General features: G+C 57.6%; 17 protein-coding genes. 4 read left to right on the top strand and 13 right to left on the bottom strand.

Annotated elements, in window-relative coordinates; all coding sequences use genetic code 11:
* The first annotated feature begins 55 nt into the window (after positions 1 to 55).
* From J5J06_15890 to J5J06_15875, 4 genes are all read left to right on the top strand, one after another.
* Positions 56 to 1,144, top strand: coding sequence for an AAA family ATPase (locus tag J5J06_15890; protein ID MCO6438573.1), 1,089 nt, complete (start codon positions 56 to 58; stop codon positions 1,142 to 1,144).
* 98 nt (positions 1,145 to 1,242) lie between these two features.
* Entirely contained in the window at positions 1,243 to 3,126 is a 1,884-nt protein-coding gene (locus J5J06_15885; GenBank protein MCO6438572.1) for a VWA domain-containing protein, read from the top strand.
* A 571-nt stretch (positions 3,127 to 3,697) separates the two neighbouring features.
* Positions 3,698 to 3,910, top strand: a complete 213-nt coding sequence (locus J5J06_15880; protein ID MCO6438571.1) for a hypothetical protein — start codon at positions 3,698 to 3,700, stop codon at positions 3,908 to 3,910.
* 204 nt (positions 3,911 to 4,114) lie between these two features.
* Positions 4,115 to 4,438, top strand: coding sequence for a hypothetical protein (locus J5J06_15875; GenBank protein ID MCO6438570.1), 324 nt, complete (start codon positions 4,115 to 4,117; stop codon positions 4,436 to 4,438).
* A 6-nt stretch (positions 4,439 to 4,444) separates the two neighbouring features.
* On the opposite strand, the gene J5J06_15870 is transcribed toward J5J06_15875, so the two are convergent.
* The 13 genes from J5J06_15870 to J5J06_15810 all read right to left on the bottom strand — a co-directional run bounded on the left by J5J06_15870 (position 4,445) and on the right by J5J06_15810 (position 23,292).
* Positions 4,445 to 5,353, bottom strand: a complete 909-nt coding sequence (locus J5J06_15870; GenBank protein ID MCO6438569.1) for a hypothetical protein — start codon at positions 5,351 to 5,353, stop codon at positions 4,445 to 4,447.
* Positions 5,354 to 5,395: 42 nt separating this feature from the next.
* Complete coding sequence (locus J5J06_15865; protein ID MCO6438568.1) at positions 5,396 to 6,964, bottom strand: AAA family ATPase; 1,569 nt, start codon at positions 6,962 to 6,964, stop codon at positions 5,396 to 5,398.
* 48 nt (positions 6,965 to 7,012) lie between these two features.
* A complete protein-coding gene (locus J5J06_15860) occupies positions 7,013 to 7,906 on the bottom strand; it encodes a hypothetical protein (protein ID MCO6438567.1) in 894 nt (297 codons plus the stop codon).
* A gap of 49 nt (positions 7,907 to 7,955) precedes the next feature.
* Positions 7,956 to 9,422 (bottom strand): DUF2130 domain-containing protein, encoded by a 1,467-nt coding sequence (locus tag J5J06_15855; GenBank protein ID MCO6438566.1) that lies wholly within the window; start codon positions 9,420 to 9,422, stop codon positions 7,956 to 7,958.
* 174 nt (positions 9,423 to 9,596) lie between these two features.
* A complete protein-coding gene (locus J5J06_15850; GenBank protein ID MCO6438565.1) occupies positions 9,597 to 11,408 on the bottom strand; it encodes a DUF4209 domain-containing protein in 1,812 nt (603 codons plus the stop codon).
* 63 nt (positions 11,409 to 11,471) lie between these two features.
* Positions 11,472 to 12,572, bottom strand: coding sequence for an SIR2 family protein (locus J5J06_15845; GenBank protein MCO6438564.1), 1,101 nt, complete (start codon positions 12,570 to 12,572; stop codon positions 11,472 to 11,474).
* A 9-nt stretch (positions 12,573 to 12,581) separates the two neighbouring features.
* Positions 12,582 to 14,501 carry a piwi domain protein gene (locus tag J5J06_15840; protein MCO6438563.1) on the bottom strand — a complete coding sequence of 640 codons (1,920 nt, stop codon included), beginning with the start codon at positions 14,499 to 14,501 and terminating at the stop codon, positions 12,582 to 12,584.
* Positions 14,502 to 14,667: 166 nt separating this feature from the next.
* Complete coding sequence (locus J5J06_15835; protein MCO6438562.1) at positions 14,668 to 14,985, bottom strand: hypothetical protein; 318 nt, start codon at positions 14,983 to 14,985, stop codon at positions 14,668 to 14,670.
* A gap of 19 nt (positions 14,986 to 15,004) precedes the next feature.
* The gene (locus J5J06_15830; GenBank protein MCO6438561.1) at positions 15,005 to 15,658 is read right to left on the bottom strand and encodes a hypothetical protein; all 654 of its coding nucleotides are present in this window, start codon (positions 15,656 to 15,658) and stop codon (positions 15,005 to 15,007) included.
* Between the two features lie 152 nt (positions 15,659 to 15,810).
* Entirely contained in the window at positions 15,811 to 17,124 is a 1,314-nt protein-coding gene (locus J5J06_15825; protein ID MCO6438560.1) for a hypothetical protein, read from the bottom strand.
* Positions 17,121 to 18,338: a restriction endonuclease subunit S gene (locus J5J06_15820; protein ID MCO6438559.1), complete on the bottom strand. Its 1,218-nt coding sequence runs from the start codon at positions 18,336 to 18,338 to the stop codon at positions 17,121 to 17,123. The genes J5J06_15825 and J5J06_15820 overlap by 4 nt, the downstream gene beginning before the upstream one ends.
* A complete protein-coding gene (locus J5J06_15815; protein ID MCO6438558.1) occupies positions 18,335 to 19,894 on the bottom strand; it encodes an SAM-dependent DNA methyltransferase in 1,560 nt (519 codons plus the stop codon). The genes J5J06_15820 and J5J06_15815 overlap by 4 nt, the downstream gene beginning before the upstream one ends.
* Positions 19,891 to 23,292: a DEAD/DEAH box helicase family protein gene (locus J5J06_15810; GenBank protein MCO6438557.1), complete on the bottom strand. Its 3,402-nt coding sequence runs from the start codon at positions 23,290 to 23,292 to the stop codon at positions 19,891 to 19,893. Before J5J06_15810 ends, J5J06_15815 begins: the two co-directional genes overlap by 4 nt.
* Between the last annotated feature and the right edge of the window lie 89 nt (positions 23,293 to 23,381).

Raw genomic sequence — 23,381 nt, 5'->3', positions numbered from 1 at the left:
CCTGCGCGCGCAGGGTCCGTTCGGCCGCCGGTTCTTTTTCATCAGGAGTATTCTCATGGCAGATCAATTGAAGTGTCCGCTCTGCGGGCGATCGGAGAAAATGACGCTCATTCCGCACTTGCGGAACGAGCACAACGTCGAACCCGAGGCGATTCAGGCGCAGTTTCCAGAGCAAGCCCTGGCGACAGGCGAGTTCGGGGCGTTCTTGCATGATCGCAACGTCAACCGAGTTGCCGGTGTCTTGCGTTACCAGATTGACGTGGCCGGCGCCGCAATGACCGCGAGCTTCGGCATCGAGCACCCTCTTGTTCCGCGGGAAGATCCGACATTCGTGTGGACGGAGCCCTGCCGAGACGTGGCGGAGGCGGTCGAGCACAACGAACGCGTGTTCATCTACGGCCCGAGCGGCACAGGCAAGAGCTCGCTGGTTCGGCAAATCGGCGCGCTCACGCAACGACCGGTGCGGCGGGTCTCGCTCAACGGCGAGACCAGCGTGGGCGACTTCATCGGGCACTGGACCGTCAATGAACGAAAGGAGACAGTTTTCGTCAAGGGCATCCTGCCCCAGGCATTGGAACAGGGTCAGATCCTCCAGTTGGACGAAGTCGACGCCATGCAGCCGGAGGTGGGCTTCGTTCTACAGCAAGTGCTTGAGCCCCGTGGACACCTGCTACTTACGGACACTGGAGAGGACATCGCTCCGCATCCGGATTTCCGGCTGGTGGCTACAGCCAACACGTTGGGATTCGGATCCGACTCGGGGCTTTATTCCAGCGGAACGCACGTGCTCAACTTCAGCTGGCTGGATCGCTGGGACGTGGTAGTGCGTATGGATCACCTACCGCCCAAGCAAGAGATCGAGCTGCTGCGTGCCCGACATTCAAGGCTGAACAAGGACCTGATCAAGTGCATGGTCAAATCGGCCGGGGATCTGAGGAAGGCGCACGCCGAAGAGCAGCTAACCACGGTGCTGAGCACGCGGCGCTTGCTTGCGCTCTGTGCTCGGCTGGATCGCGGAAACGACTTCGATCGGGCCCTTACGGTTTGCGTGCTCAACAAGGTCCCGCCGGAGGATGTCAAAGTCGTCCGCGAGACCTTTGATCATCACGTCGGTCCCCTGGCGCAGAAGGTCACCGCTTCTTAAGCGCCAATCGAAGACTCTGAATCACAAAGGGTTGCGCCCGCAATGGCGATGCGGCGGGCGCGGCCCTTTTTTTAGCGCATCGCAAGGAGCAAGAGAAAATGAATTTCAATCTCTTCGAAAGCCAGCTCGAACGGCTGGCTCGAACGTTGACTGATCAGTTCGGTGTTCGCGTGATCTGCCGCGGCGAGGAGGCCTGGACGGACGGGAAACAAATCGTCCTGCCGTCGCTTCCGGAACCGATGGACGAGGCGCTCGAGCGTATGGTGGTAGGGTTCTTGGATCATGAGATGGCCCATGTGGCCTTCTCCGATTTCGGGGTCGTGAAGCGATTCTCGCAGCGACATCCCGGATACGAGGCTATGCTCAATGTGGTCGAAGATGCGTTGATCGAACGCCGTGCGATGGAACGGTGGCCCGGCGTGCGTGCCAATCTGGATGCGATGTTTCGACAGATCCGCGATCGAATCGTGCGACTCGTCGGGCAGCGCGCCGCGTTCGGCAAGTTTTGTACGGCGGTCTATTTGAAGCTGTCGCATCACAAGGACATGCTTAGCCTGGAGGACCTTGTCGCGGGCTACGACGACTTGTTCGCGTGGTTCCCAGCAATCCACGACACCGATGGCGCTGCTGATCTGGCAGGCCAGCTCCTCGATCGTTGGTTGAAGCAACAGCCGCCAACTGAAGCAGGCGCGCCAGGTGAATCCGGTGGCGACAATCGTGAAACGCCCGGAACGGATGACGGCGGGGCCACTCCGAGTGATCGGACTGCGTCAAGCGAAAGCGGATCCGAGTCGCCCCCGCCTGAGTCATCAACCGAATTCGACAGAAAGGAAGAAACCAGCGGCGAGACGCGTGAAACGTCTTCGGATGATTCTGATCCGGGCTGCGATGGCGAGCCGGAGGATGATTGCTCGACAGATGACGCAAGCGGCGCATCCGCATCTGAGTCGGGTTCGGCACAGGAAAATGATACCGAATCGACTGACGGTTCTGGAGAGCTACGCAAGGTCAACCACGGCAGTTGGATCGGTGAAATCGCAGCCAAAGCAATCGCGGAGCACGTCGCTCAGCTCAACACAAACTCCGAGTATCGCGTCTACACCAAGGAGTTGGATCGCATGCAGCCGATTACTTTTGCCGGCGAGCGTGAGGTGGCCGAGTTACGGAGCCGTCATACGGATGTGATCCGCCGGCTGCGCCGAGGTCTCGCCAATGCGCTGCGTTCGCAGGAGAAACGTTGGTGGCGCGATGAACAGGAACGAGGGCGGTTGTCGCCCAAGACACTGCACCGGCTCTGCATGGACAGGCCTCGCGTTGATGTGTTTCGAACGCGCGCCATGGTACAGGGTCGCTCGACCGCTGTTTCGATATTGATCGATTCGTCGGGCAGCATGACCCGAAACAAGATGGAAGTCGCCCGTGATGCGCTGCGGGTCCTGCTGGAAGCACTTGCGGAGCTGAAGGTCGCCACGGAGGCGCTCACCTTCACGACCGGCCGAGACTTTGACTTGTTCAAGGTCGCTCAGGAGACCGGCCAGGACCCGACCGAGATACGCACCCGTTACAGCCGCTTTGCGAATCTGGAGATCGGCCTGGTCAAGCAGTTCAACGAGCCGGTCAAGACTGGCCTGCGCCGCTTGCCTACGATCAGCGGCACCGGCCTAACGCCACTGGGCGAAGGCATGCAAATAGCCGCACGCCGTCTGATTCAACGACCGGAGAGCCGGCGAATTCTCGTTGTGTTGACCGACGGCCGCGCCGGCTGCGAGGCCTGCGATGACGCCGCCGTTCGGCACGCACAGTTTGTGGCGCAACAAGCCATCAAAACAGGGATTGAGCTGGTTGGCGTCGGGATCACTGATGAAAGCTTGCGCGCGATCGTGGCGGACACGATTGTGGTTCATCGAATCGAAGAACTTCCGGCTGAGCTGTGCAAGCTGCTGAGCCGCACGCTTATGAAAGGACTTCGCCATGTTGGATGAACGTACAAAGCTAATGTTGGATGTCGCGAGCGAGCTTACAGCGGCCGACATAGAGTTTCTGAGGGCTGGCGTGCTCGCACAGTCACCGCCTCGTGCGATTCCCCAATCTGATACGGAGAGGCAAGCACGTGGCCAGGCTACGAGCACATCGTGGCAGACGTCATCGAGTATGTCCGCAGGTGAGTATGAACGGGGCCGCACTCGCGAGTCCAAGATCTCCACGGCCTGTGTAGGCACCGAGCGCGTTAAGCACGCCTGGTGGCCAGTCGGGACGGAGGTGGTCGGCCGAATTGGAAGTGAGGAATTCACAGCGGAAGTCGTTGAGAACCCGCAGGTCAAGAGCGGACGAAGCATCCTGCTCACGTCCGGCTCAGCGAACGGACGGTTGTGTATCACGCCAACGCGCGCCGCGCTCGAAGCGACGGAAGCCTATCGGCAGGCCAATGGCTTAGGCCGCGGCGGTGGCGTGACCAACGGATGGCTGTTTTGGCAGCCGAGGGCCTGACATATGGAGGGAAGCACACGCTGCGCGCTGCGGAGCGTGTGCTTCCAGCGGAATGAGGTGAGAATCATGAAGAATCAAGCAAGAGAGGCGATTCGGATCGTGGTCTATGTAGACGGCGGGATCGTTCAGGATGTCTTGAGTGACACCGCTGGCGTACAAGTGATGATTGTGGACTACGATAACGAGCGCGCAGGCGACCCGAAATCATCGCGATCCTTTGAATCGGTTACTGTGGATGAATCGATGATCGAGCGCACGGTCAACGGAACGGAGGGCTAATCCCAACCCCGGTCTCCGTACACCGTTTCTTTCTCCCTTCCTTTTTTCGCGGCCGAGCTTGTTGGCCGCGATTCCTCCCTCGAGCTAGCGCCAGCTATGTCCACCGATCCGCGCTAGACAGGAGCAAAAAACGAGTTGCTCACTTGCGCGGGCGCCCAAGGTGCGCTATGCTTGAAGTAGTGGCGTTGTCTGGGAGATAGTTTCATGAGTCTGACCATTCGGAAGTTGGCCGTTGCGGTTTTCATCACGGTCGTCCTGATGCTGGCCAATGCGGCAGTGATCACGCGGTGGCTGCAGGAGGCGGGCATCGTCCCATGGGCGCAGCACATACGGGAGGCGTACTTTCCCGGCCCGACGCTCACGATCGTCGTAACGCTGCTCATCCTACTGCCTTCAGGGGCTGTGGCAGCAATACGGGTACGGCGCTGCAGCGTCTGCGATTGTATCATGTTCCGCCGCGGAAGATACTGCAGTCAATGCGGTAGCCGGATCAACATGAGTGATTGCCCACCGAGTACCGACAAGTAGTGAAGCTCATGACGGCATGGCACGGCCCGTAAACTGGATGGGTGAGCGACCGGCCATACGGAACCGGCGCGTCTCGCACGATACATCCCGCTCGATTTCACGGCACGTCGTGTCATCAAGAAGTGTGATCGTAGTTTGCGATCCGGGACGCGTGTCGAATCCCCATCCGACCATTACCCCACCTCGGTTTGTCAACATGAAGCGATCATGCAACCGATCGGTTGCCGAGGTATTCCCTCTGAGGACACCGCCTTCCCATAAGTATATCTCTGCGTTTACATTGGCGGGAATGAGCAGTTCGATCTGCTCGCGACATTCATCGGCAAGGTAGTTGTGCAGGCCGTCAAAGCTGTTGGTCATGTGCAACTCGACCAGTTTGAGATCTGGCGGCGTCTTGTTCGCTTCAAGGAGCATGGCTCTTAACGGTTCCGTGAACGAACGACTGCCGATGTCGAAGTTCGGCTCTATTATCACGACTTTCCGTGCCAGCTGGAGCATAGGGCGGAGAGTCTCGACCAATGCAGGAATGGTCCGTTGTATCGTCACCGACCTCGGCGGGTTCCACAGGGTTTCATCAGAAAGATCGTCCTCGACGTTCAACGTAACGGGCGAATCGGTAATGCGTTGATTGGAGAGAATCGCACGGAAGGGTAGCCGGGCATGTTCATCGAGTGCCGCTTGGATCCAGGTGATAGTCGCAGGCGCTTTTCGTTGACGGTCGATGAATCGGCCTCGCTTTATCGCAGCGTCGATCAAGATTTCAACGCGCTTTTGCGCGTGTGGTCCACAACCAGCGATCGCACAGGCCTTAACCGCCGCGTTAAGCCAACCACCGCAGGGCATGTGCGACACAAGGCGCGGCGTATCCGATCCACACGCAGCCATAAAACGTGCGACTCTGTCGAGGCTATTCATAGCCGCTGGGTCGATCGCAAACTCGTGTAGCATCGCGGTACGTCACACTTCAGGTAGTCGTTCCTCGAAGAACCCCTGCGGCCAACGGTCAATGAACTCGCCCGTTTCATCGATGCGAAGACTTGTAACTCGGATACCGGCATCCGATAGGTCAAGAAAAACAACCGACAGGTCCGACGGCGACAGGCCGTGAACATCCGGCGGAAGTGCATTCTCTCCCGATTCGCGAATTCGGCGGAGAAGGCGGAGGAGTAGATGTTCGCTATGCGTTTCAAGCACGACCGGGAACTCTCCGCGCTCGACGGCCTCGATCAAAAGGTCGCCGATACCCACCTGTACGGCGGGGTGCACGTGAAGCTCGGGCTGTTCCACGGCGGTTAACGGTCGGTTCTGTTCCAACAAGGCTACGACGACGGGAACAATCTGCGAAATCCCCTCTCCTACATCGTGCGGCAACAGCGCGACGCCGGACTCTCGGTCAACCAAAAACAACCGCCTACGAACGGGTAGCTGCTGCAAGTACTGTCGGGCCTCCTCCAAATCGGTGTCATCGAACGCGTGGCCGAGCATCAATTGTGACATCAACGGATTGTCAACCTCGAGCTCCTTGTATTCGGTCATCCTTAACCAGCAGCCGGCCGCCAAACGCGACGGTTCGGACAACCACTCACCCACTTCCTCCAGAACATCGCGGTTTCCATTGTAGAGCGTGTCCCAAGCGGCGATCCCGGTTGTCCATCGTGAGGGATCGGGAAAGCGAGGCGCCTCGAAGGCACGTGGCGGCTTCTCTCGTAGCGGCCCGATGTACCGAAAGGCCCGCAGAACATCTCGAACGAGTTTGCCAGGGCCGAGCACCATGCGATTTACGACGTGCATCATAGATTCTGCCAGTGGCTGCTTCTCCAACTCCACGTCCTCGAAGAGCTTCGGGCAAGATAGGCCGGAATCGAGACTCGGCAGAGCCTCGTGTCGCGCCTCAACGGGCAACTCAAACCACTTCGGGGGCGCATCGGGGAGCACATCGTCCACCATCTGCCGCCATTCTGTCGGCGTGTCCGGATCCGCACTGTCGGGTTGCGCATTAAGCCACGGGTGCAAACGCTCAACCAAGAGCATCGCTTGGTGCGGGGTATCCGGCGTCGCAGCGAGCGTGCCAACGCGCGAGCCATCAATATCAACGAGATACTGCTTAACATATGGTCGCTCAGCAGCCCGGCTCCATGCGATTACAATCTCCACCTCGGCCGTGCGAACGTGATTCAGAAGATCAAGCAAGGTCTCGCCATACGGCTGCTCTGACGATCGACCAAAGTACGGAAGCATCTCACCCTCAGGCAAACTGAGGGCAAAGCGCAGGTGGATCTCGCGGTCCAAGTCCCTGTTGTGGACGAAGTTTCTGAATCCTCCGAGGTCTATGAACTCGCCGCCCGCCTCTGTCCGGTCGGCGTCGAGATTCTGGCGTACGAGAACCTCGCGTGCGTAATGGAGGGCGTGGATGATCGTGCTCTTTCCCGAGCTGTTGGCACCGAACAGTAAGGTGATTGGCTTGAGATCGATGCGAATGCGGTCCGCAATCCCCTTGAAGTTTTCGATTTCGATGGCTGTGATCATGCGTTCACCGATCTAGAAAAAGGCCCGAGCCTGCGGGATACATCACGATCACGTGCTTCGTGACGCGTGGTACTCGCACATACGGGTATATCGATCTGCAAGTTTCTGGTCGGCGGCCTCATTGAATCGCTCACGTTCCTGATCCGCGAACGCACATGCTCCATCGCGAAGCATGTTCCAACTATCCTTGTTCGTGGCAAACTCAACAAACCCGCGCCCCATGTAGTCGAGAATCCTGTGTTGATCGAGGTCGATGCCGATCAATCTCAGGCATGTCTTCGCGATTTCACGATTCGTTTTCGATTCCCGAGAATCCTCGGGATCTGCTGCCTGGGCAACAAGGTACTCGTGAAGTCTATCTCCAACGAGAATCCGGGGATACTCGGCCACCGTGCTCTCAAGGTTATGGACGGAGCCGAGAACTGGCCCGTAGATCCCTGCCTCGTCGATCTGCCCAGCCATGCCGATTTCGATGGCGCCGCGGAACGCGCAATCCTGGTTGAGCGCCGCCAGCATCAGGGTCCCACAAGTAAACAAATGAGCTAGGACCGTCCCGCAGTTTGCGTGGCCGTATTGATTGACGATCGGCGAGTAGATCACAATCGTGTCGGAGAATTGCATGAAGTCCAGTGTGGTATGTGCAAACTCACGATACGCGCGACCCTCGTCAGGGAGTGTCTTCGCAAACTCAACCGGCAGCGACCGTGATTCCAGCCAGAGATTGAACTTCTCGCTGAACTGGTCGCGCCAAACGGTTACCTTGCCGAATGTTGCGCGCACCGCTGCGACAAACTCGTCCGTGTCGTACTCAGTTTCGGGAAGAAAATCCCATTTCTCAAGTTGCCTTTGCTGGCCCAGGAAGTCGATCAGCGTGACGATGTGATGCCCGAACTTGACTCCACCGGTTTGATTGTCAAGACCTTGATCGCTTTTGTCGGTCATCAGGTTAATCTCTCGAAGTTTGTGGCGGGCGCGGGATCGTAGATCATGGTCATGCATTCGCCTCAAGCATCAACATGTCCATCCCCTGAATTTCCGGGAGGGATCCGCCGATGATGCCCTGCAAATCGCCGTACATTCCGGCCGTGTTAGCCACCGCCTGCTCGATCTGCTTTTCCCGTTTGGCCCAGTGGTTCTGGATCGCCCGCTTCTCTTTGTCCAGATCCTGCTGCATCGTGGCGAACGCCTCGGCAATCCCGGCCACGCGGTTGCGAAACTCCGGGCTGGCCAGGTAGTTGTACACCTGTTCCATCTTCCCCTGTTGCCCGGCCAGCGCTCGGCGGGCCTTGGCCGTCTCAAGCAACCCACTGCGCAGTGCCATCGCCAGGCTCACAGCGCACGGCCAGCTGCAGACCCACACACCATCAATCTGCGAAAAAGTCTCCACGCCGTCGGGCAGGTGCGCACTAACGATCACGGTGACGTCAGCCTTCGCCTCGCGTTGATCCTTGCGCAGCTTCGGCAGCCACTCCTTCTTCCAGCTCTTCGTTCGTTTTGATTCCCAGAGGATCGAGCCGGCATCGACACCGGCCGACGTCCGCACACGCTGCATCACGTCGGCGCCGGCCACGCCTTTGCCGATCTCCGCAAAATCGTCAGCGGGGAATCGGCTCGCAAGCATCTCCTCAAGCGCCAGCTCCTGGATCTCGCCCTGCGACTGCTGAGAACCCTGCTCGGCACGACGCTTGGCCTCGTCGAGCTGCTTCACCAGATCGGTGATCTTCTTGTCCTTCTCGGCATCCTTCAATCGATGATCCTCATCCGCCTTCTTGAGCGCTTCGTCACGAATCTTGTCGCGTTCTTCAGTGAGACGCCGTTGTACTGAAAGCTCCAGTTCTTCCTTCTCCGCGTTCAGGGCTCGTTCGCGCTTCCGCCATTCGAGTTCCTGCTTGTTGGCCTCGTCGAGTTTACCGCGCAGCTCGGCCTCGCGTTCATCACGATCCTTCATTTCGACGGACAGCTCGTTCTTCGCTTCGGCCTTGGCCCGGTCAATCAGTCCTTGTCGCGCAGCGTCGAGCTTCTGGCGAGCCTCCTCCTCCATCCGGTCCCGCTGCTGGGCAAGCTCACCTTCCCGATCCTTAAGTTCCCGTTCCCTCTTGCGAAGAGCTAGCTCCGTCTCCTCGGCGGTCTTCACCTTGTCGCGCAGCTCCGTGATCTGCGCGTCCCGGTCCTTCAGTTCGACACCCAGCTCCTCCTTCGCTTTCGCTCTGGCACTCGCCTCGAGCTTATCGCGCTCGGCAGCGAGTTGCTTGCCGACCTTCGCGTCGATCGATTTCTCCGCCTCATCGATCTCGAGCTGGCGTTTCTCGATCTCGCGTTCCCGTGCCGTGAGTTGTTGCCGCTTGACGTTGACGTCCTTCTCCAGTTCACGGCGAATTTCGTCGCGAAGCTGGGCCGACATGACTTCAGTAATCTCGATCTCGTTGTCACAGTTGGGGCAGGTGATGGTGCTGCTCATTTTATTCTCCTTGCCATCGTGTCAGTCATCTTTACCTGCCTAAGGGCAACCGCCGTGCCACTCCGCCACCATGACCACGGGAACCCTCCAGGGCCTCGCAGGCCCATTCGTGCGCATCTGCCCGCGAGCAACAGCACAAGGCGACTTGTCCGGATGCAAGCCTGTTTGTACACGTCAGCTACCGCTGCCTTTCTCCTCGTCGGGTGCCGGCGTTCCTTCGCGCAGTGCTCCGAGAAGCAACAGGGCATGAAACACTCGATCCGCTATGGGTGTTCCAATCTGTGCCCCTGGTAGAAGGCCATGGCAGATGTTGTTGCGTGCGTTCCAGCCGCGCTGGTCGGTGAACAAAACGCGCAGATAAACTGACACGCGATCAGTTAGCGCGGCAGTCAATCGCTCATCCCGGAGCAGCTTATCGAGGTTTCTCAGATTCATTCCTCCATGGCGACCGCGTTCGAGTACCGGCCCGCCAAGTCCGCCGACCAAGTTCCTCACGGCGCCCTCGATTTGCGGCACCAGAATGTGTACCGCCAATGCGCACTGGCCGTTAAGGTACGCATCGACCCCAGCGCGAATCAGGTCGCGCCGATCCTCGGTGAGCGCTGGCGATAGATATAGAAAATCAAGAATGTCGTCCGGAGAAACAGCGTACTTCTCGCCCATCTTCTCGATGGTCGCCCGAAGGAACGGGACCCAGAAGCCCATACTTTCTCCTATCTCGTGGGCGACCTGTCCCTCCATGTCGTTCTCTGGCGATCCGACATCGGCGATGACTCTCCCGTCCCAATCGATGATCCGCTTGGTGAAAAGTGAAAAGAGCGGAGACTGTTCGGCAGTATCGAGCACCTGCTTCTTGGCGTCCTCGGGATCCGGCAGGAATTGGACAGCGATGCGCGCCAGGGTCGTATGCAAATCACCGGCGGTCGTAGCATTGAGGAACTCATCAACCTCCTCTTGGGTAAACTGGACGCTATGACGAATTGTAGCCATATTCTCGTGCGACCTGCCGGCCAACTTCCGGAGTCGAACCTCCAGGGCGTCTGCGTCTTGTTTCCGACCGAAGTCGAGCAGCACCTTGTGGACCTTCTCCAGCCAAGTGGCGCCCAGCATCGGCCAAGCCTCGCTCGAGATGCGAATCCATGCATCGGTGTAAAGGCGTAGGACGCGTTGAAGGTCGTCACCGCGCTTTTTGCGCCGATAGTAGTGCGCGAGCCGCAGTGCCGAAGATTCGGTGCCGAATGGGTCAAACTTCGGCGGCTCACCTGTCGCTACGCACACGAGGTGTTTCTCGAGTCCAGCGATCACGCCCGCTTCCTGTTGCTCACTGAGCTTCACCTTATGGTCGCCTTCAACAAGAAGGTCGAATGCAAGACCGCGAGCCGCATCACCGTCGTTATCTAAGCTCTTCTCCTCACAAGCGATAATGGCGTCGCACACTCGCTTGATTCTCTCCTGGTCGTTGAGCCGGACGGCAAGATCTAAGGCTCGTGTCAGTTTGACACGGACATCACTCATGAAATGAAATAGCCGTTCCTCGACGAGTTGAACTGTCTCGTCAATAACCACGTGTGCAAGCTGGTAGTCCGGCTTCTTGCCTGTGATCTTCTCTGTAAAATCAAAGATCAGATCTGCGTATCTGGCTCGAAGTCGCGGGTGCTTCGCTTTCTCGAGGCGACACTCCCAGTACTTGAGCATGCTCTCCGACACGCTCTTGATGCTGGGGCGCTCGACGCGTTCCCCGCTCTTGGTCTGCCACTCGTTCTTGGGTCCGTAGTACGTTCCCCACGGTGACGGCTCCTCTGGACACGTGGTGGCAAAGCTAAACGCCATCCCCTCGGCAAGTTCATGTTCGCTGAGCTTTTGAACATCCCCACGCGCGTGCGCCAGGGTCTGTATGGCTTCCGTGATCTCGACTTCGTCGAAAGGCGCGGTCTGCCCGTCGAATCGGTCCAGAACTTCGTCAAGTTGGCATTCGTCGATGTTCAAGATCAGTTCCAGAGCACCTTGGTTACAGTCGGCAAGCACGCGGTCCGCCGCGATTCCATCACCTTAGAAGGGCGCGTTCGGGCTCTCAGGTATTGCTGACAAGAGGACATTGCTCAGCTCGTTCATTCCCAGGAAATCACACGCCGATTCTGAACGCACGTCGATTTGATCATCGTGTCCTTCGTCAAGCTCCAAACGATCCTCGATATCCTGTCGCCTGGCGCGACGTTCTTCCTCGTCAGCACATCGCGCCACGACGATAAGTTTTCTGCTACCCTCATCCCGGAGGCTTTGGGTCAACATCTTGTTGATATGGGCATCTCCGAAGCCATATCCTACAGTGACGATTAGCTTCGCAATCAGCGTGAACTTGCGAAACTCATACGCATAGAACAAATAAGGATCGGCGGCTTCCAGCTTAAAGTCTCGGCCGAAGATCACTTCCATTCGTTCGGGCTCGACGGTTGCGACGTGCTCGACGCGGTAAAGGTTCTTCGTCGCGTCGTCACGCTTCCAGTTGATCGAGCCGTGAAGCTTGTACAGGAAGGCCTGCGGCAAGGGGTTAGGTGACGACTCGCTATCCTCAAACCTTTCCCAGTCCCAGATGTGGCTCGGACCGTACCCTGCGAAACCAGTCTCAATGTGAAACTCAGGTGATTCGAGCCGTTCAACAAGCAAGTCGTAATTCAGCGAGAAGATTCGGAGCGGGTAGTTGAGATCACGTTGAAGCTGCAGTAAGCCCCGATAGTAGTCGGCCGGGGTTGTATCGTCTGGGCATACCCAGCCCTTCAGCTCTCGCAGGATCAAGCTGCGGAGGGAGCGGACACCTGCGAAGTCCCCCTGCGCCAAGGCGACGAGGCGGGAGTTCCAGGAGGCGATAAATGGGTAGAGCGGGTGATCCTCGTTACGCTCCAATTCATAAAGGGTGTTCACCAGGGTCTCAATATTGTAGAGCACGTCCGCGTTGAATTGTCCTTTGAGCCCTGCGGCGTAGTAGATTGCACTCTTCACGTGGTTGTACAGGTCGTAGTACGGCTTCCAGTCATCATGCGACGTGAAGAGCGATTCGATTCTCTCGATCATCTGCCCTGATGTCGGAATACCCGCCTCGGCGCTTGCGCCGGCGCCGAAGAGCAGGATTATGTCCTTAGAGCGAGTTGTCATCACGCGACCTCATAAGAACCACGGACGCAGATCCTGGACAGCCGGAAGTGGCAGGCCACGCTCGTGGAAGTCATGGACGAGATTCGCAACGAGGTGACAGTAAAACACGGAGACGGGAGCACTTTTTGCATTGAAGCCCCTCCAATTCGCTCCCGACAGATTGACCAAGTCCTGAAGCAACTCATTGTCCGTGATCGCATTGTCGTCGCTGACGCGAAGGAACTTGAGGTGCGTAGGACCCGGGAATGCCTTGGTAACGGTAGGCTTATCAGGGAATATGCCCTCAAACCAGACAAGATACTCACCAGGGCCAAGCCGCACAGCGGTGGCTTCAAACGGTACTAGGCTATTGACCGCTCGATTGACTCCGAAGAACCGATGGCGGTGATTGACTTTGACAACGGCAAAACGGCATTGAGTGCGATCCGTCTTGCCGGCCGCCTGAGCGACAGTCTTGTGAATGGCGTCCATCTCGCGGTGGCGAAGCTTGAACGACGTGTGAATCACGACTCGGGAAAAGCGCTGCGACGTCTCCGCCAATACCTGCGCGAGGCTGGTTCGCAGCTGGTCCAGGTACGAAAGCTCGTCACTCGCCTCCCCCAGTATTTGGATCCGCTGGAACAGCCCGCTGCTATCAGTCATGACGGAGAACGCGAAGTACTTCTCGACTGTTATGGATTCGTCTTTTCGGCGCAGTTTGTGTGATTGGCTGATGCCGATGATAACCGAAGGCTCACCCGTCGGGCGCACCTTCCAGGGTTGTCCACCGGCCTTACAAAAGATCTGCAACGCAATGTTCGCGATCGACCACTTGAGCGTGTCGTCATCTTGGATGACGGGAAGCGTGCAGACCTGGGACGGTATTCCTGCATGCACGAACGTGGCCTTGTGCGTCAGATACGCGTTCTCGTCATCATCTGGCAGAACAAGAACGGGCAGCACTAGGCCATCCTCTTCCTTGACGCGTGCGAGCGCGTTAGCCATCGCTGCCTGGGAGAAGTCGGGCAACACGATTGGATCTGAATCGAGCGTTAGGTCCGTCTTGAAAAGGGCACGAAAGCCGGGAAACGCGAACCTCTCCCGGCCACCCGATCCGCGTAGCGACATTGCTAGTTTCCGTGCCGCGGTGCGGTCCTGCTCTCGAAAGAAGAACAGTAGCCGAGGCGATGTTTCCAACGGCTTCATGGGCCCGTGCTCTTTCAGGCCCACGAATTGGCTCCGCGATTCACGTCCGGCGCCGAAGACGTATGAACGCGATCGCAGGCGGAATGCCCGCAAGTCCACGAATTCGTCTGAGATCCGCATGGGCACGGAAGCTCCTGGCACAGAAAGCGACGCGAGGAGGGCCTTCTGCGTCTGTAGGAATGCCCGAATTCGACTTGTTCGGTCGACGTAGTAGTCCAGGTTCCGATGAAAGTTCCGATCCAGGCTGAGGCTCAACTGCTGTACGCGGCGCGAGAACGGAACGTCGTCGGCGAGCCGGAAATGAAAGTCTACAAGATATCCAAAGCGTCCTGTCGCTCGCAGGTAGTACGGCTGAACAACGAGTAGCTCTTGTCCTTCCCGATGCCGCGCCATGACGAAGCTGATCTCGTCCACGAAACCGCGATCTGGAATGTGAAACTCCTCCGACTGGAGCTTCTGCGTTGCAGCATCACGCATGCACCGGAACAGCAAGGCGCGCGTTAAGTCGTGGTTGAACGAGGGCTCCACTGGAACACGTTCGAAGGAATCCGTGGGCGTGAAGCTCACCCAGTAAGATGCTCGCTCTTCAAGGTCTGAGCCCGAGACAGGCAGCGAATGCGACATACTCTCGGAGCTTGGTCTTTCTTCCTGTGGATCTTTGCGGAGCCGGCGGTACACCTCGAAGCTCGGCAGTTCACCGACGATCGGCAAGAAGTTGACCTGGATTTGATAGTCGTCCGCCATTTGCCGTTCTCGCTTTTTTCCGCGTCGTTGCCTCTATAACATCCCTCAGAACACCCGTTGATCGAGCAGATGGATAAGATCACCACCGTCGCGGGATGATCCAAGGTGCCCAGCCCTTGTCGATCGGAGTCCGTCCATCATATTCAGCATCGTTCGCCAGCGGCCTTCATGCATAAGCCTTCCAGAATTTGTGGCCTTTATCCGCGCGATGCTCGACGAATAAGTGCCAAACTTCGCCGTCGCCGCGCACGTAAGAACCTAACCATTCCGCGTTTCGGCGTGGGGGCATCGCTTCATTGGTTGCCAGCAGGAAGAAATCAGCATCCGTGGTTTGTTCCTTATCGTCAACGAGTAAGTAAACACAGGTGTCCTCACCTTCTTCTCGAATGTAGACGGGGCGAATGATCGCGTTAGCTACTTTTGCCGTGGTGGTCAAATTCTCTTCCGGAAAATGTAGCGAAACTCGTTTCACGATTTCGGACATGGGGCAACTCCTACAATATTCATAGCTCTTCACTGCGGCTACTAAAGGTGTCCACAATCCACTCGTCCCAATTCTCGAAGTCGCTCGCATTCTCCGGCGCCAGCCGTACGGCCGATGCGATGCGATCGACCAGAATCTCAGGCAGCGTAAGTTGCTCGTCAGTGACACATATGGAGAACTGATCACCCGGCTCAAAAACGATGTCCCGCGGTATGCCTGCCTCGTGGGCCAGCTCGCAACGGATGAACGTGTAAAGGAGTTCTTGGAGTGGCCACATTTCGCCTCTGAATTTCAGATTGAAGTTCTCCGGCCCGCCGATCAGGCGCATCTCGTCATGCACGAATTGAGTAAAGGCGACGCGGTCACCTCTGGGTTTCTTCAGCCTGTTTTCCTTGTCGGAAGATGGCCAGTATTTGCCCATTTCCATGTTTCCATGAATGTCGGAAACATTGGGCTTGTGCGGTGGTGCTGCGTTGGTCTTTGACCCTCGGCCAAAGAGCCCGTTGATCGCTCTCCGCACTAGAGAACGACGCCGATCGTAAGCGTGCCGCCCCTTAGGATAGCGTTTCCGCGATGTTGCAGCCGCTGCGACAAGCGCCGAGAGAAGGGCGCCCTCGCGCCGGCCAGTGTGCCACAGCACAACTGCATCTTCGATCCTTGCCCGGATGCTCATAGCTCTCCTCGAGACGCTCGCTGTACAAGCGAGTTGAACGGTTCCGTGGCCGATATCCAGTCAATCGCCATTTAATGCGCCCCCTAGTCCGGCCGGCGCGGCGCTACTCAATACGAATCTCGTGCGGCGTTTGTCGATCTTCCCGTTCACTTTCATGGCCGCGCTGCCTTCAGCAATCGCTCCATCAGCTTGATCAGGTCCTCGCCGCGAAGGTGCTTTAGCTTGTTGACGATCTCGTCTTGCCCCAGATCATCCTCGCGGCCAAAGTAATCCTTTGAGAGTTCAGCGATGATCTTACGTCGTTCCTCATCCGGCATCTCAGCCAAGTATGGGCTCAGGGACGCCAATTCCAGTTCGATGCGGCGGTTTCGATGCTCATTTCTGCGGTGACGCGTGGATTCGTGCGCGCAGTACCATGCCGGCGCTCCGAAAGCGATCGCCGCGAGTAGACGGAACAGCGCTATTTCCCAGTTGAAGTCCTGCGCGGTGATGTTTCGCACGATGAGAACGACACACACAACCATCACCAACATGCATCCTATGGCGATCCAGCGAAAGAGGTCAGCGATCTTCTTCTCCGCGTTCGCCACGCGCTGGTAGTTTCCAGTTAGGCCCGTGTTCCCGATCAGCCCCACAATCTTGGCCGCTTCTTCGAGATTGACCTTGAGCTCGTCGAGCACCTCCTGGGATTCTGAGCGATGCTCTGAAACAAGCGTATCGAAGGCGGTGCGCTGTTCATCCAAGAGCTTCTTCGCCGACTCGCGGATTTCGTTCGTTACTTCTTTGTGCTCAGTTTTGAACTGCCCGAATCGCTCGGCAAACTGCTGCGCCCGCTGGCTCTCGGTTTGCTCGAATCGGCCATGTTGCTCGTTGAACTTGGTGTTTCGTTCTTCCGCCCTCTGAGAGAACTGCGTGGTTTGCTCATTGATCAGGGTGTCGATGCGTTTCTTCTGCTCAACGATCTCGCTCTCGAAGGCACCGACCTTTTGACCCAATTGGCTGACCTTCTGGGCGACCTGTTGATGCTGTTTTTCGATCTTCACGGCACCGGCGCGCAAACCATCGACTACGGATTCAGCGGCGCCTTGTAGCTTGGCGATTTGCTCGGCATATGGCCTATCGCCATCCGCCAGCTCGTTTCGCGGCAGCAAGTGGAGGACGTTCAGGAGTTGGTCGGCCGGTTGGTTGAGGTGGTTCCAATCCTTCTTTTCAACAAAGGCATCGAAATGGGCAGACATGTTCGAGATGGCGCCCTGCACCTGATTGAGCGCCTGCTCTGTAACAAGTTCCGGATCGACGGTCTCAAGTACGCCCTTCGCGAGACTCACGATCTTGCAGAACCGGGCGTATCCTTCGGTTTGCGCGGTATCGTCCAGTTTCAGCTTGGCGGAATCGATCTTCTGTTGGAGCTCTTTCAGAGAGTTCTGCAGTGCGTGGTTTTGGAACCTATTATCGAAGTGGCTCATAGCTCTCCCCGAAATGCCCGCTGTGCCAACGAGTTGAAGAGGTCATCGCCAGCATAGCATATTTCAGCGTGGCGGCCCTGTATTTTGCGGATGCCTTTCACTTCTTTGGCAAATGCCTTCTGCAAGGCTATGGGAGGCAGCGGGACAGGCAAGTCTCGCAACTGAGTTTTATTGATGGTCGCGAGATTCGATGTCTTCTTTGCGCATCTGAGAAAATACGCCTTGCCAAGGTGGCTTCGGATGTAATGCGCAAAGTACAGCGGCAGAAGTAAGTTCCTGTTGCACCGAACGCGAAAGATATGGTTCTGATGAATGCAATCGGGAACATCATGTTCCCAAATCGTGCCACGCCCGAGCTTATCGAAGTCACCACCTTCTGTCATAAGGACATCGCCGTGTTCGAGCCGCAGCGATTCAACATCGGATGGCAGGACTTCTATTGTCTTGATCTCCGAAAGGTCGAGATACCCGTCCTGTACATTTGCGACGCGGATGTAGGGAACGATGACAGTCTGCTGACCATTGAATCGACGCCCCTTCGTAACGCCGGACGCGATATCCGCAAGATCTTCGTCGCCGAGCCTGCGCATCTCTTCGACAGGCGCACGGAGCCAGTCGTCGAAGGTCGTGTAGAATAAGCTCGGGATGAGGTCACCGGCCAGCTTGGCGGCTTCTTGGCGCTGTTGCCGGATGGCGTCGGCCTTGTCGAGGATCTCCGCGATCCGCTTCTGCTCCTTTAGACTGCGCTTCGCATCATTCGGAAATGGAATTGGGATCTTGAATTCCGCGACTGCGGTCGCGGGAACGCGCTTTTGGCCCGCAGAGCCTGTGAATCGCTGCTCGGCGTAGTGCCTGAACGCTGGATTCCAGACCATGTAAAAGAGGTATCGACCGTCAAGCGTCGGGCCGGGACGAAGAACGTGGAATTCGGTCGAACCGAACGCGTGTTTGTTTTTCAGCCGGGTCACGTGCGCCGCCTTACCGTTTTGCATGCACGGCGTGATCTTCGCGACTAGCACGTCGCCCTCAGAGAAGTACGTATAGCCCTTCAGTAACTCGCCGACTGGGCGCTCCTGGCCGTTGTGAAGACGACCATCCTCTCCGACATCAGTCATTGGCACGAAACTGACAGGGAGCTCAGGGCGCTCGCTTAGTTCCCGCGGTGTCGAAGGGTTTAGCTCAGTTACGTCTTGCAATGCCGCCATACGCATCACTTCAGCATTCCCTCCAGCTCAGCAAGCTCTTTGGCCTCTTGTTCGTTCAACTTGGCCAATCGCTTCAAGATTGCTTTCGGCGGGTCGAACTCGGGCTCCTCGTAGACGACCTCCTTGTAGCGGTTGATGGAAAGGTCGTATTTGGCTTCGCGGATATCCGAAACCGGAACGAAGAACGCTTTGTTCTTGCGATCGGCGAACGATTTCTTGCCATTACCGTTACTCCACCTATTCCACTGCGCCATCACATCGGGAAGATCATTCTCGTCGACGGGCGTGCGCTTATCGTCCAGGCTGAGCCCGTCGGCCTGCACATCGTAGAAGAACACGTCGCCGGTCTTACCCCCCTTGGCGAAGTACAGAATGGCCGTCGATACTCCGGCGTAGGGCTTGAACACGCCAGCCGGCAGCTTGATCACCGCGTGCAGCTCATTGTCGTCCACGAGCATCTGCTTGAGATCGCGATGGGCCTTGGACGAACCGAACAGGACACCGTCCGGGACGATAACTGCACATCGCCCGCCCGGGTCCTTCAGCATGCGCAGCATGAGCGTCGGAAAGAGCAGCTCGGTCTTCTTCGTCTTGATCTTGCCCGTTAGTGACGAATGCACGTCACTGTGATCGAGGCTGCCCTTGAACGGCGGATTGGCCAAAATGACATCGAAGTGGTCGGAGGCCGTCTTCGGAAAGCGCTCGGGAAAGGAGTTGCTGAGCGCATCCTGGTAGTCGATGCTGGGATTATCGACGCCGTGGAGCATCATGTTCATCACGGCGATGCGCAGCATGGTGGCGTCGAAATCGAAGCCGTGGAACATGTCGCGCTGAATATGTTTGCGGTAGGGTTCAAGTTTGTCGCCGGTGTAGATGTACTGCGGATTGCCGCGATCGTCCTTGACCGGTCGGCCGTCTTCGTCGAGTTGTTCGATGCGCCCGGCCTTGGACGTGTATTTCTCCAGCAGATAGGTCATGGCTGCGACAAGAAACCCGCCGGTTCCACAGGCCGGGTCGCCAACGGTTTCGTCCGGCTTGGGATCGACCAGTTCGACCATGAGGCGGATGATGTGGCGCGGTGTGCGGAACTGGCCGTTAATCCCGGCGGTCGTGAGTTTGCTGAGGACGTATTCGTACAGATCGCCCTTGGTATCGCCCTTGTCGAGCGGGAGGTTGTCGATCATCGAGACGGCCGAGACGAGCAGACTCGGCTTTTGAATCATCAGCTGGGCGTCCTTCATGTAACGCCCAAAGGTCGATTCCTCGCTGGCCATGTCGCGAAAATGGGGGAACACCTCGTCGCGGATGCGCTTGAGCATCTCCTCGCCGCCGAGGCTCTTGAATTGCGACCAGCGAAGGAGTTGCTGCTTCTTGTTGAATGGCGTTGTTGCCTTCTTGCCGGTGCGAGCTGCCTTTTTTTCTTCCCGGGCTGCCGCGAGATCGAGCAGCCGGAAGAACATGAGGTAGGTGATCTGCTCGATGACGGTCAGCGGGTTACTGATGCCGCCAGTCCAGAATTCATCCCAGAGCTTGTTGATATCGCTCTTGAGTTTGCCGGTAATCATTCGCTTTCGCCTCCTTGCGCGGCCGGGTTGAAGGCCCCGATGATGTCAATGAGTTCCTGGATCGTCGCCTCGTCGGTGAACACGCCATCGATGCCGTCGCTGTGGAGCGAGGTGAACGGATCTTCGTAAAGCCGATCGACCGTAATCGAGCCGTAGCTGGCGATGTGGTTCTGTAGCATGTCTAGAAAACGAATCTGCTGCGAGTTCAGCGACGCGTGGGTCTGCACAAACGTCTCGAATCGCCGGCGGACGGCGGCGCCATCCAGGCCGATGATGTTGCGGATCGCCAGGTCCAGGTGGCCGGCGGTCTCGGGGTAGTACTCCGTCAACTCGGAAAGGTCGAGTTCGGGGTCCTGGGTCAACACAAGTGAATTCAACGCGCGTAGATCGTCGTCGGTGACCGGCTCGCCCCGTTGGATGCGTTGCAGTGTCGGGTTTTCATCGAAGAGTTCCTTGAGAACCTGCTCGACGCGGGCGCGGTAGGCCGCGAGATCGAGCCCTTCCAGCTTAACCTTGTGCGGCTTTCGTTCGATCAGCGCGTCATCCTCGACGACGTCGATGACCTTGGGTTGGTAGGCTGTCGTCGTCGACGGCTGACGGTACTTCATGATTCCGCGCAGCTCGCTACGGATTCGCTCAAGGTCGGATACAGTCGCGTTATCCCAGAAGGCGGCACTGCGCGCTTCGTTGATGGCCGACGCCCTGGCGCGGACCTGGCTGAGGTTCATCTGAAGCTGCTCGATCTGGTTGCGAAGATCGTCCCGCAGGTCGCCGTACCGGCTGGCGTTGTCCAGCCGGGCTTTCTGGGCCATGCACATGTTCAGATCGAACTTGTACGCGGCCTCGTGGCCCGCCACATTTCGCCATTGCATGAGCGGAGCGATTTCCTGGAAAAGGACTCCCTTGGTTGCGGCATCGAACTGGCGCAACAGTTCTTCGCGTTCCACGATTTTGATCTGCTTCCAGTGTTCGCGCACGGCGATGGTCTTGTCGGGGAGGTCGGCGATATCCTGCCGAATCAGCGAGATCGTTAGGTCGAAGGCCTCGGTGTCTTGCTGCTGTAGCGCGGCTTCCGCCAAACGGATGCGGGCCTCGAAGAGTCGCTGAGGCAATGATTTCGGCAGGCTCACCTCCGCGGCCTTGTACTGTTCTTCGAAGTACTCGAAGTTGCCCCAATGGTCGAAGATGAGGAACTTCGACTTGTTCTGGCCGCGCCCGAAGAGATCCTCGCAAAGACGGGTGCCCCGGCCGATCATCTGCCAGAACTTGATGTACGAGTAGACCGGCTTGGCGAACACCAGGTTTACGATTTCGGGAACGTCGATGCCCGTGTCGAGCATGTCGACGGAAATTGCGATCGTCAGATCCGGATTCTTGCCCTCGCCCTTGAAATCGTCGATGAGCTCCTCGGCGCGTGGATCGTAGTTGTCAATCACGCGGCAGAAGTTTCCACCATACTGTGGATACATTTCATCGAAGAGGTTCTGCAGCAAGACGGCATGGTTGTGGTTGCGCGCGAAGATGATGGTCTTTCCGACCCGCGTGCCCGATGCGTCACGGATGCCGTGTTCCATCAGGTTCCGAAGGATCTTACGGTTGGTGTCCTTGTTGAAAATGTGCTTGTCAACCTCACGCTGCTCGAACTCTATCGCCTCCGGCATCACTTCGTCTTCCTCGAGCTGCTCGCGCTGCTTGGCCGTCATCTCGGTGTATTTGATGCCCTTGCGCAGGAACGGCGTCGTAACCTTCTCGACCTCGAACCGACTCAGATACGGCGGGTTGGCATTGATTGCATCTTCGTAGCTGAAGTAGGCCGTTGGAACACCGTCGTCGCAGCCGAAAAGCTGATAGGTATTGTGTGAGACCAAGTCACTTCGCGGCGTGGCCGTCAGCCCGAGGCACAGGCCATCGAAGTATCGAACGAGATCCCGGTAGCGGTTGTAGATGCTGCGATGGGACTCGTCCGCGATGATGAGATCGAAGAAGCCCACGTCGAAGCTCTCGAAACACTTCATCATGGCAGGGTAGGTCGCAAGGTAAATGCGCTTGTCGCGATCCTGGGCAGTTGTGGCGCTGACGTAGACGCGCGGCTCGCCGGGCAAGAACCGTTTGAACACGTTGTGGGCCTGTTTCCGTAGCTCCCGTCGGTCGCAAAGGAACAGAACTCGTCGGACGCGCTTCGCATTAATCAACGCCGCGCACAAAGACACGGCCACGCGCGTTTTGCCGGTACCGGTTGCCTGAACGAGCAAAGCCCTGGAGTGTTTTGCTGCGTAGCGTTCCACGACGCGGTTGATGGCTTCCATCTGGTAGAGTCGGCCCGCGATCTGCGCGTCGGGTTTGACCACCGACGGGGCCATTGGGTACTGTCGCTGAAAGTGCTTGTACTGCAGGCTGTCCTTGGAATAGAAGCCGAAGATTTTGCGTGGTGGCTCATGTTCGGCGTCGTTCCAAATCCAGATGTCGAACCCGTTGGTGTAGAAGATGACAGGTCGAGTGCCTGACATCTGCTCAAGACCGTCTGCATAACACTTGGCCTGGGTCCTCCCGGCCTCAGCGTCCTTGGATGTCTTCTTCGCTTCGATTACTGCTAGAGGTGTCACTTCATCTTCGTCGTAGAGCACATAGTCGGCGTAGCCGATGCCGGAGTCGGTGGGCTGATGCTCGACTTCGATCTCTTGGCCTACTTCCGAATTGCTCTGACGGTTTCGGCCGACGTCCCAGCCGGCACTGATGAGCATGGAATCTATGAGCGCATGCCGAGTTTGTTCTTCGGTGAAATCGAGTACGTTTGCCGCCTGAGTTCCGGCTTCGAGTGTGGAACGTAGTTCGTCAGCGCTGGCTTCCGCCGTCTGGGCCGCCTCACGCGCCGCTTCCAGTTCGGCGAGGAGCTTTAGCATCTCCGCTTCTTGTGCGGCAAGCTTCTCGAGCACTGCACGCTTTTCTTGCTTGAGTTGATCGGCAGATGGTTTGGCGGATGGCGGTGATGGCTCAATGAAGTCTGGGCAGTCGTCCTTACTTCCGGCGCCTGATGCGACGAGGAGCCAACGCCCGAGCTCAAAGGCTTCGCGAAGGAGCCACTGCGCGGTCGAGGCGGTCACTTTTTCGCCGTGCGCAGCCTTGTTGCCGTGGATTCTCAGCGCATGGAGCTTTGACACGACAACACGCGGCACGACTTCTCGAAACGTATCGTTGTTCAGCTTATCGTTAAGGTTGGCTTGGAAGAGCTTTGGAAGACGAGCGGTTTCCCAGATAAGCTCAACGATTTGCTCGGCGTAGGAACGAAGCTTGACCGCGGCACTTGGAGGGTCAGGATGAACGTAATGCTCGGCGAACCCGCCAAGGCCCGCGAGCTCCTTCCATCGGCCGCGTAGAAACTCGAAGTTCGCCGATTTCATCCTGTCGAGCTCCCGGCATGGTCCCGTGAACCGCCCGGCCTGGCGCGCACCGGTAACAGCGTTTTGGGACTGCACCGCTCTTGTCGATT

The organism is Phycisphaerae bacterium, assembly GCA_024102815.1.
Taxonomy (GTDB): Bacteria; Planctomycetota; Phycisphaerae; order UBA1845; family UBA1845; genus JAGFJJ01.
Note: the sequence above shows the minus strand (reverse complement) of the source record. Positions and strands in the feature narration are given on the sequence as shown.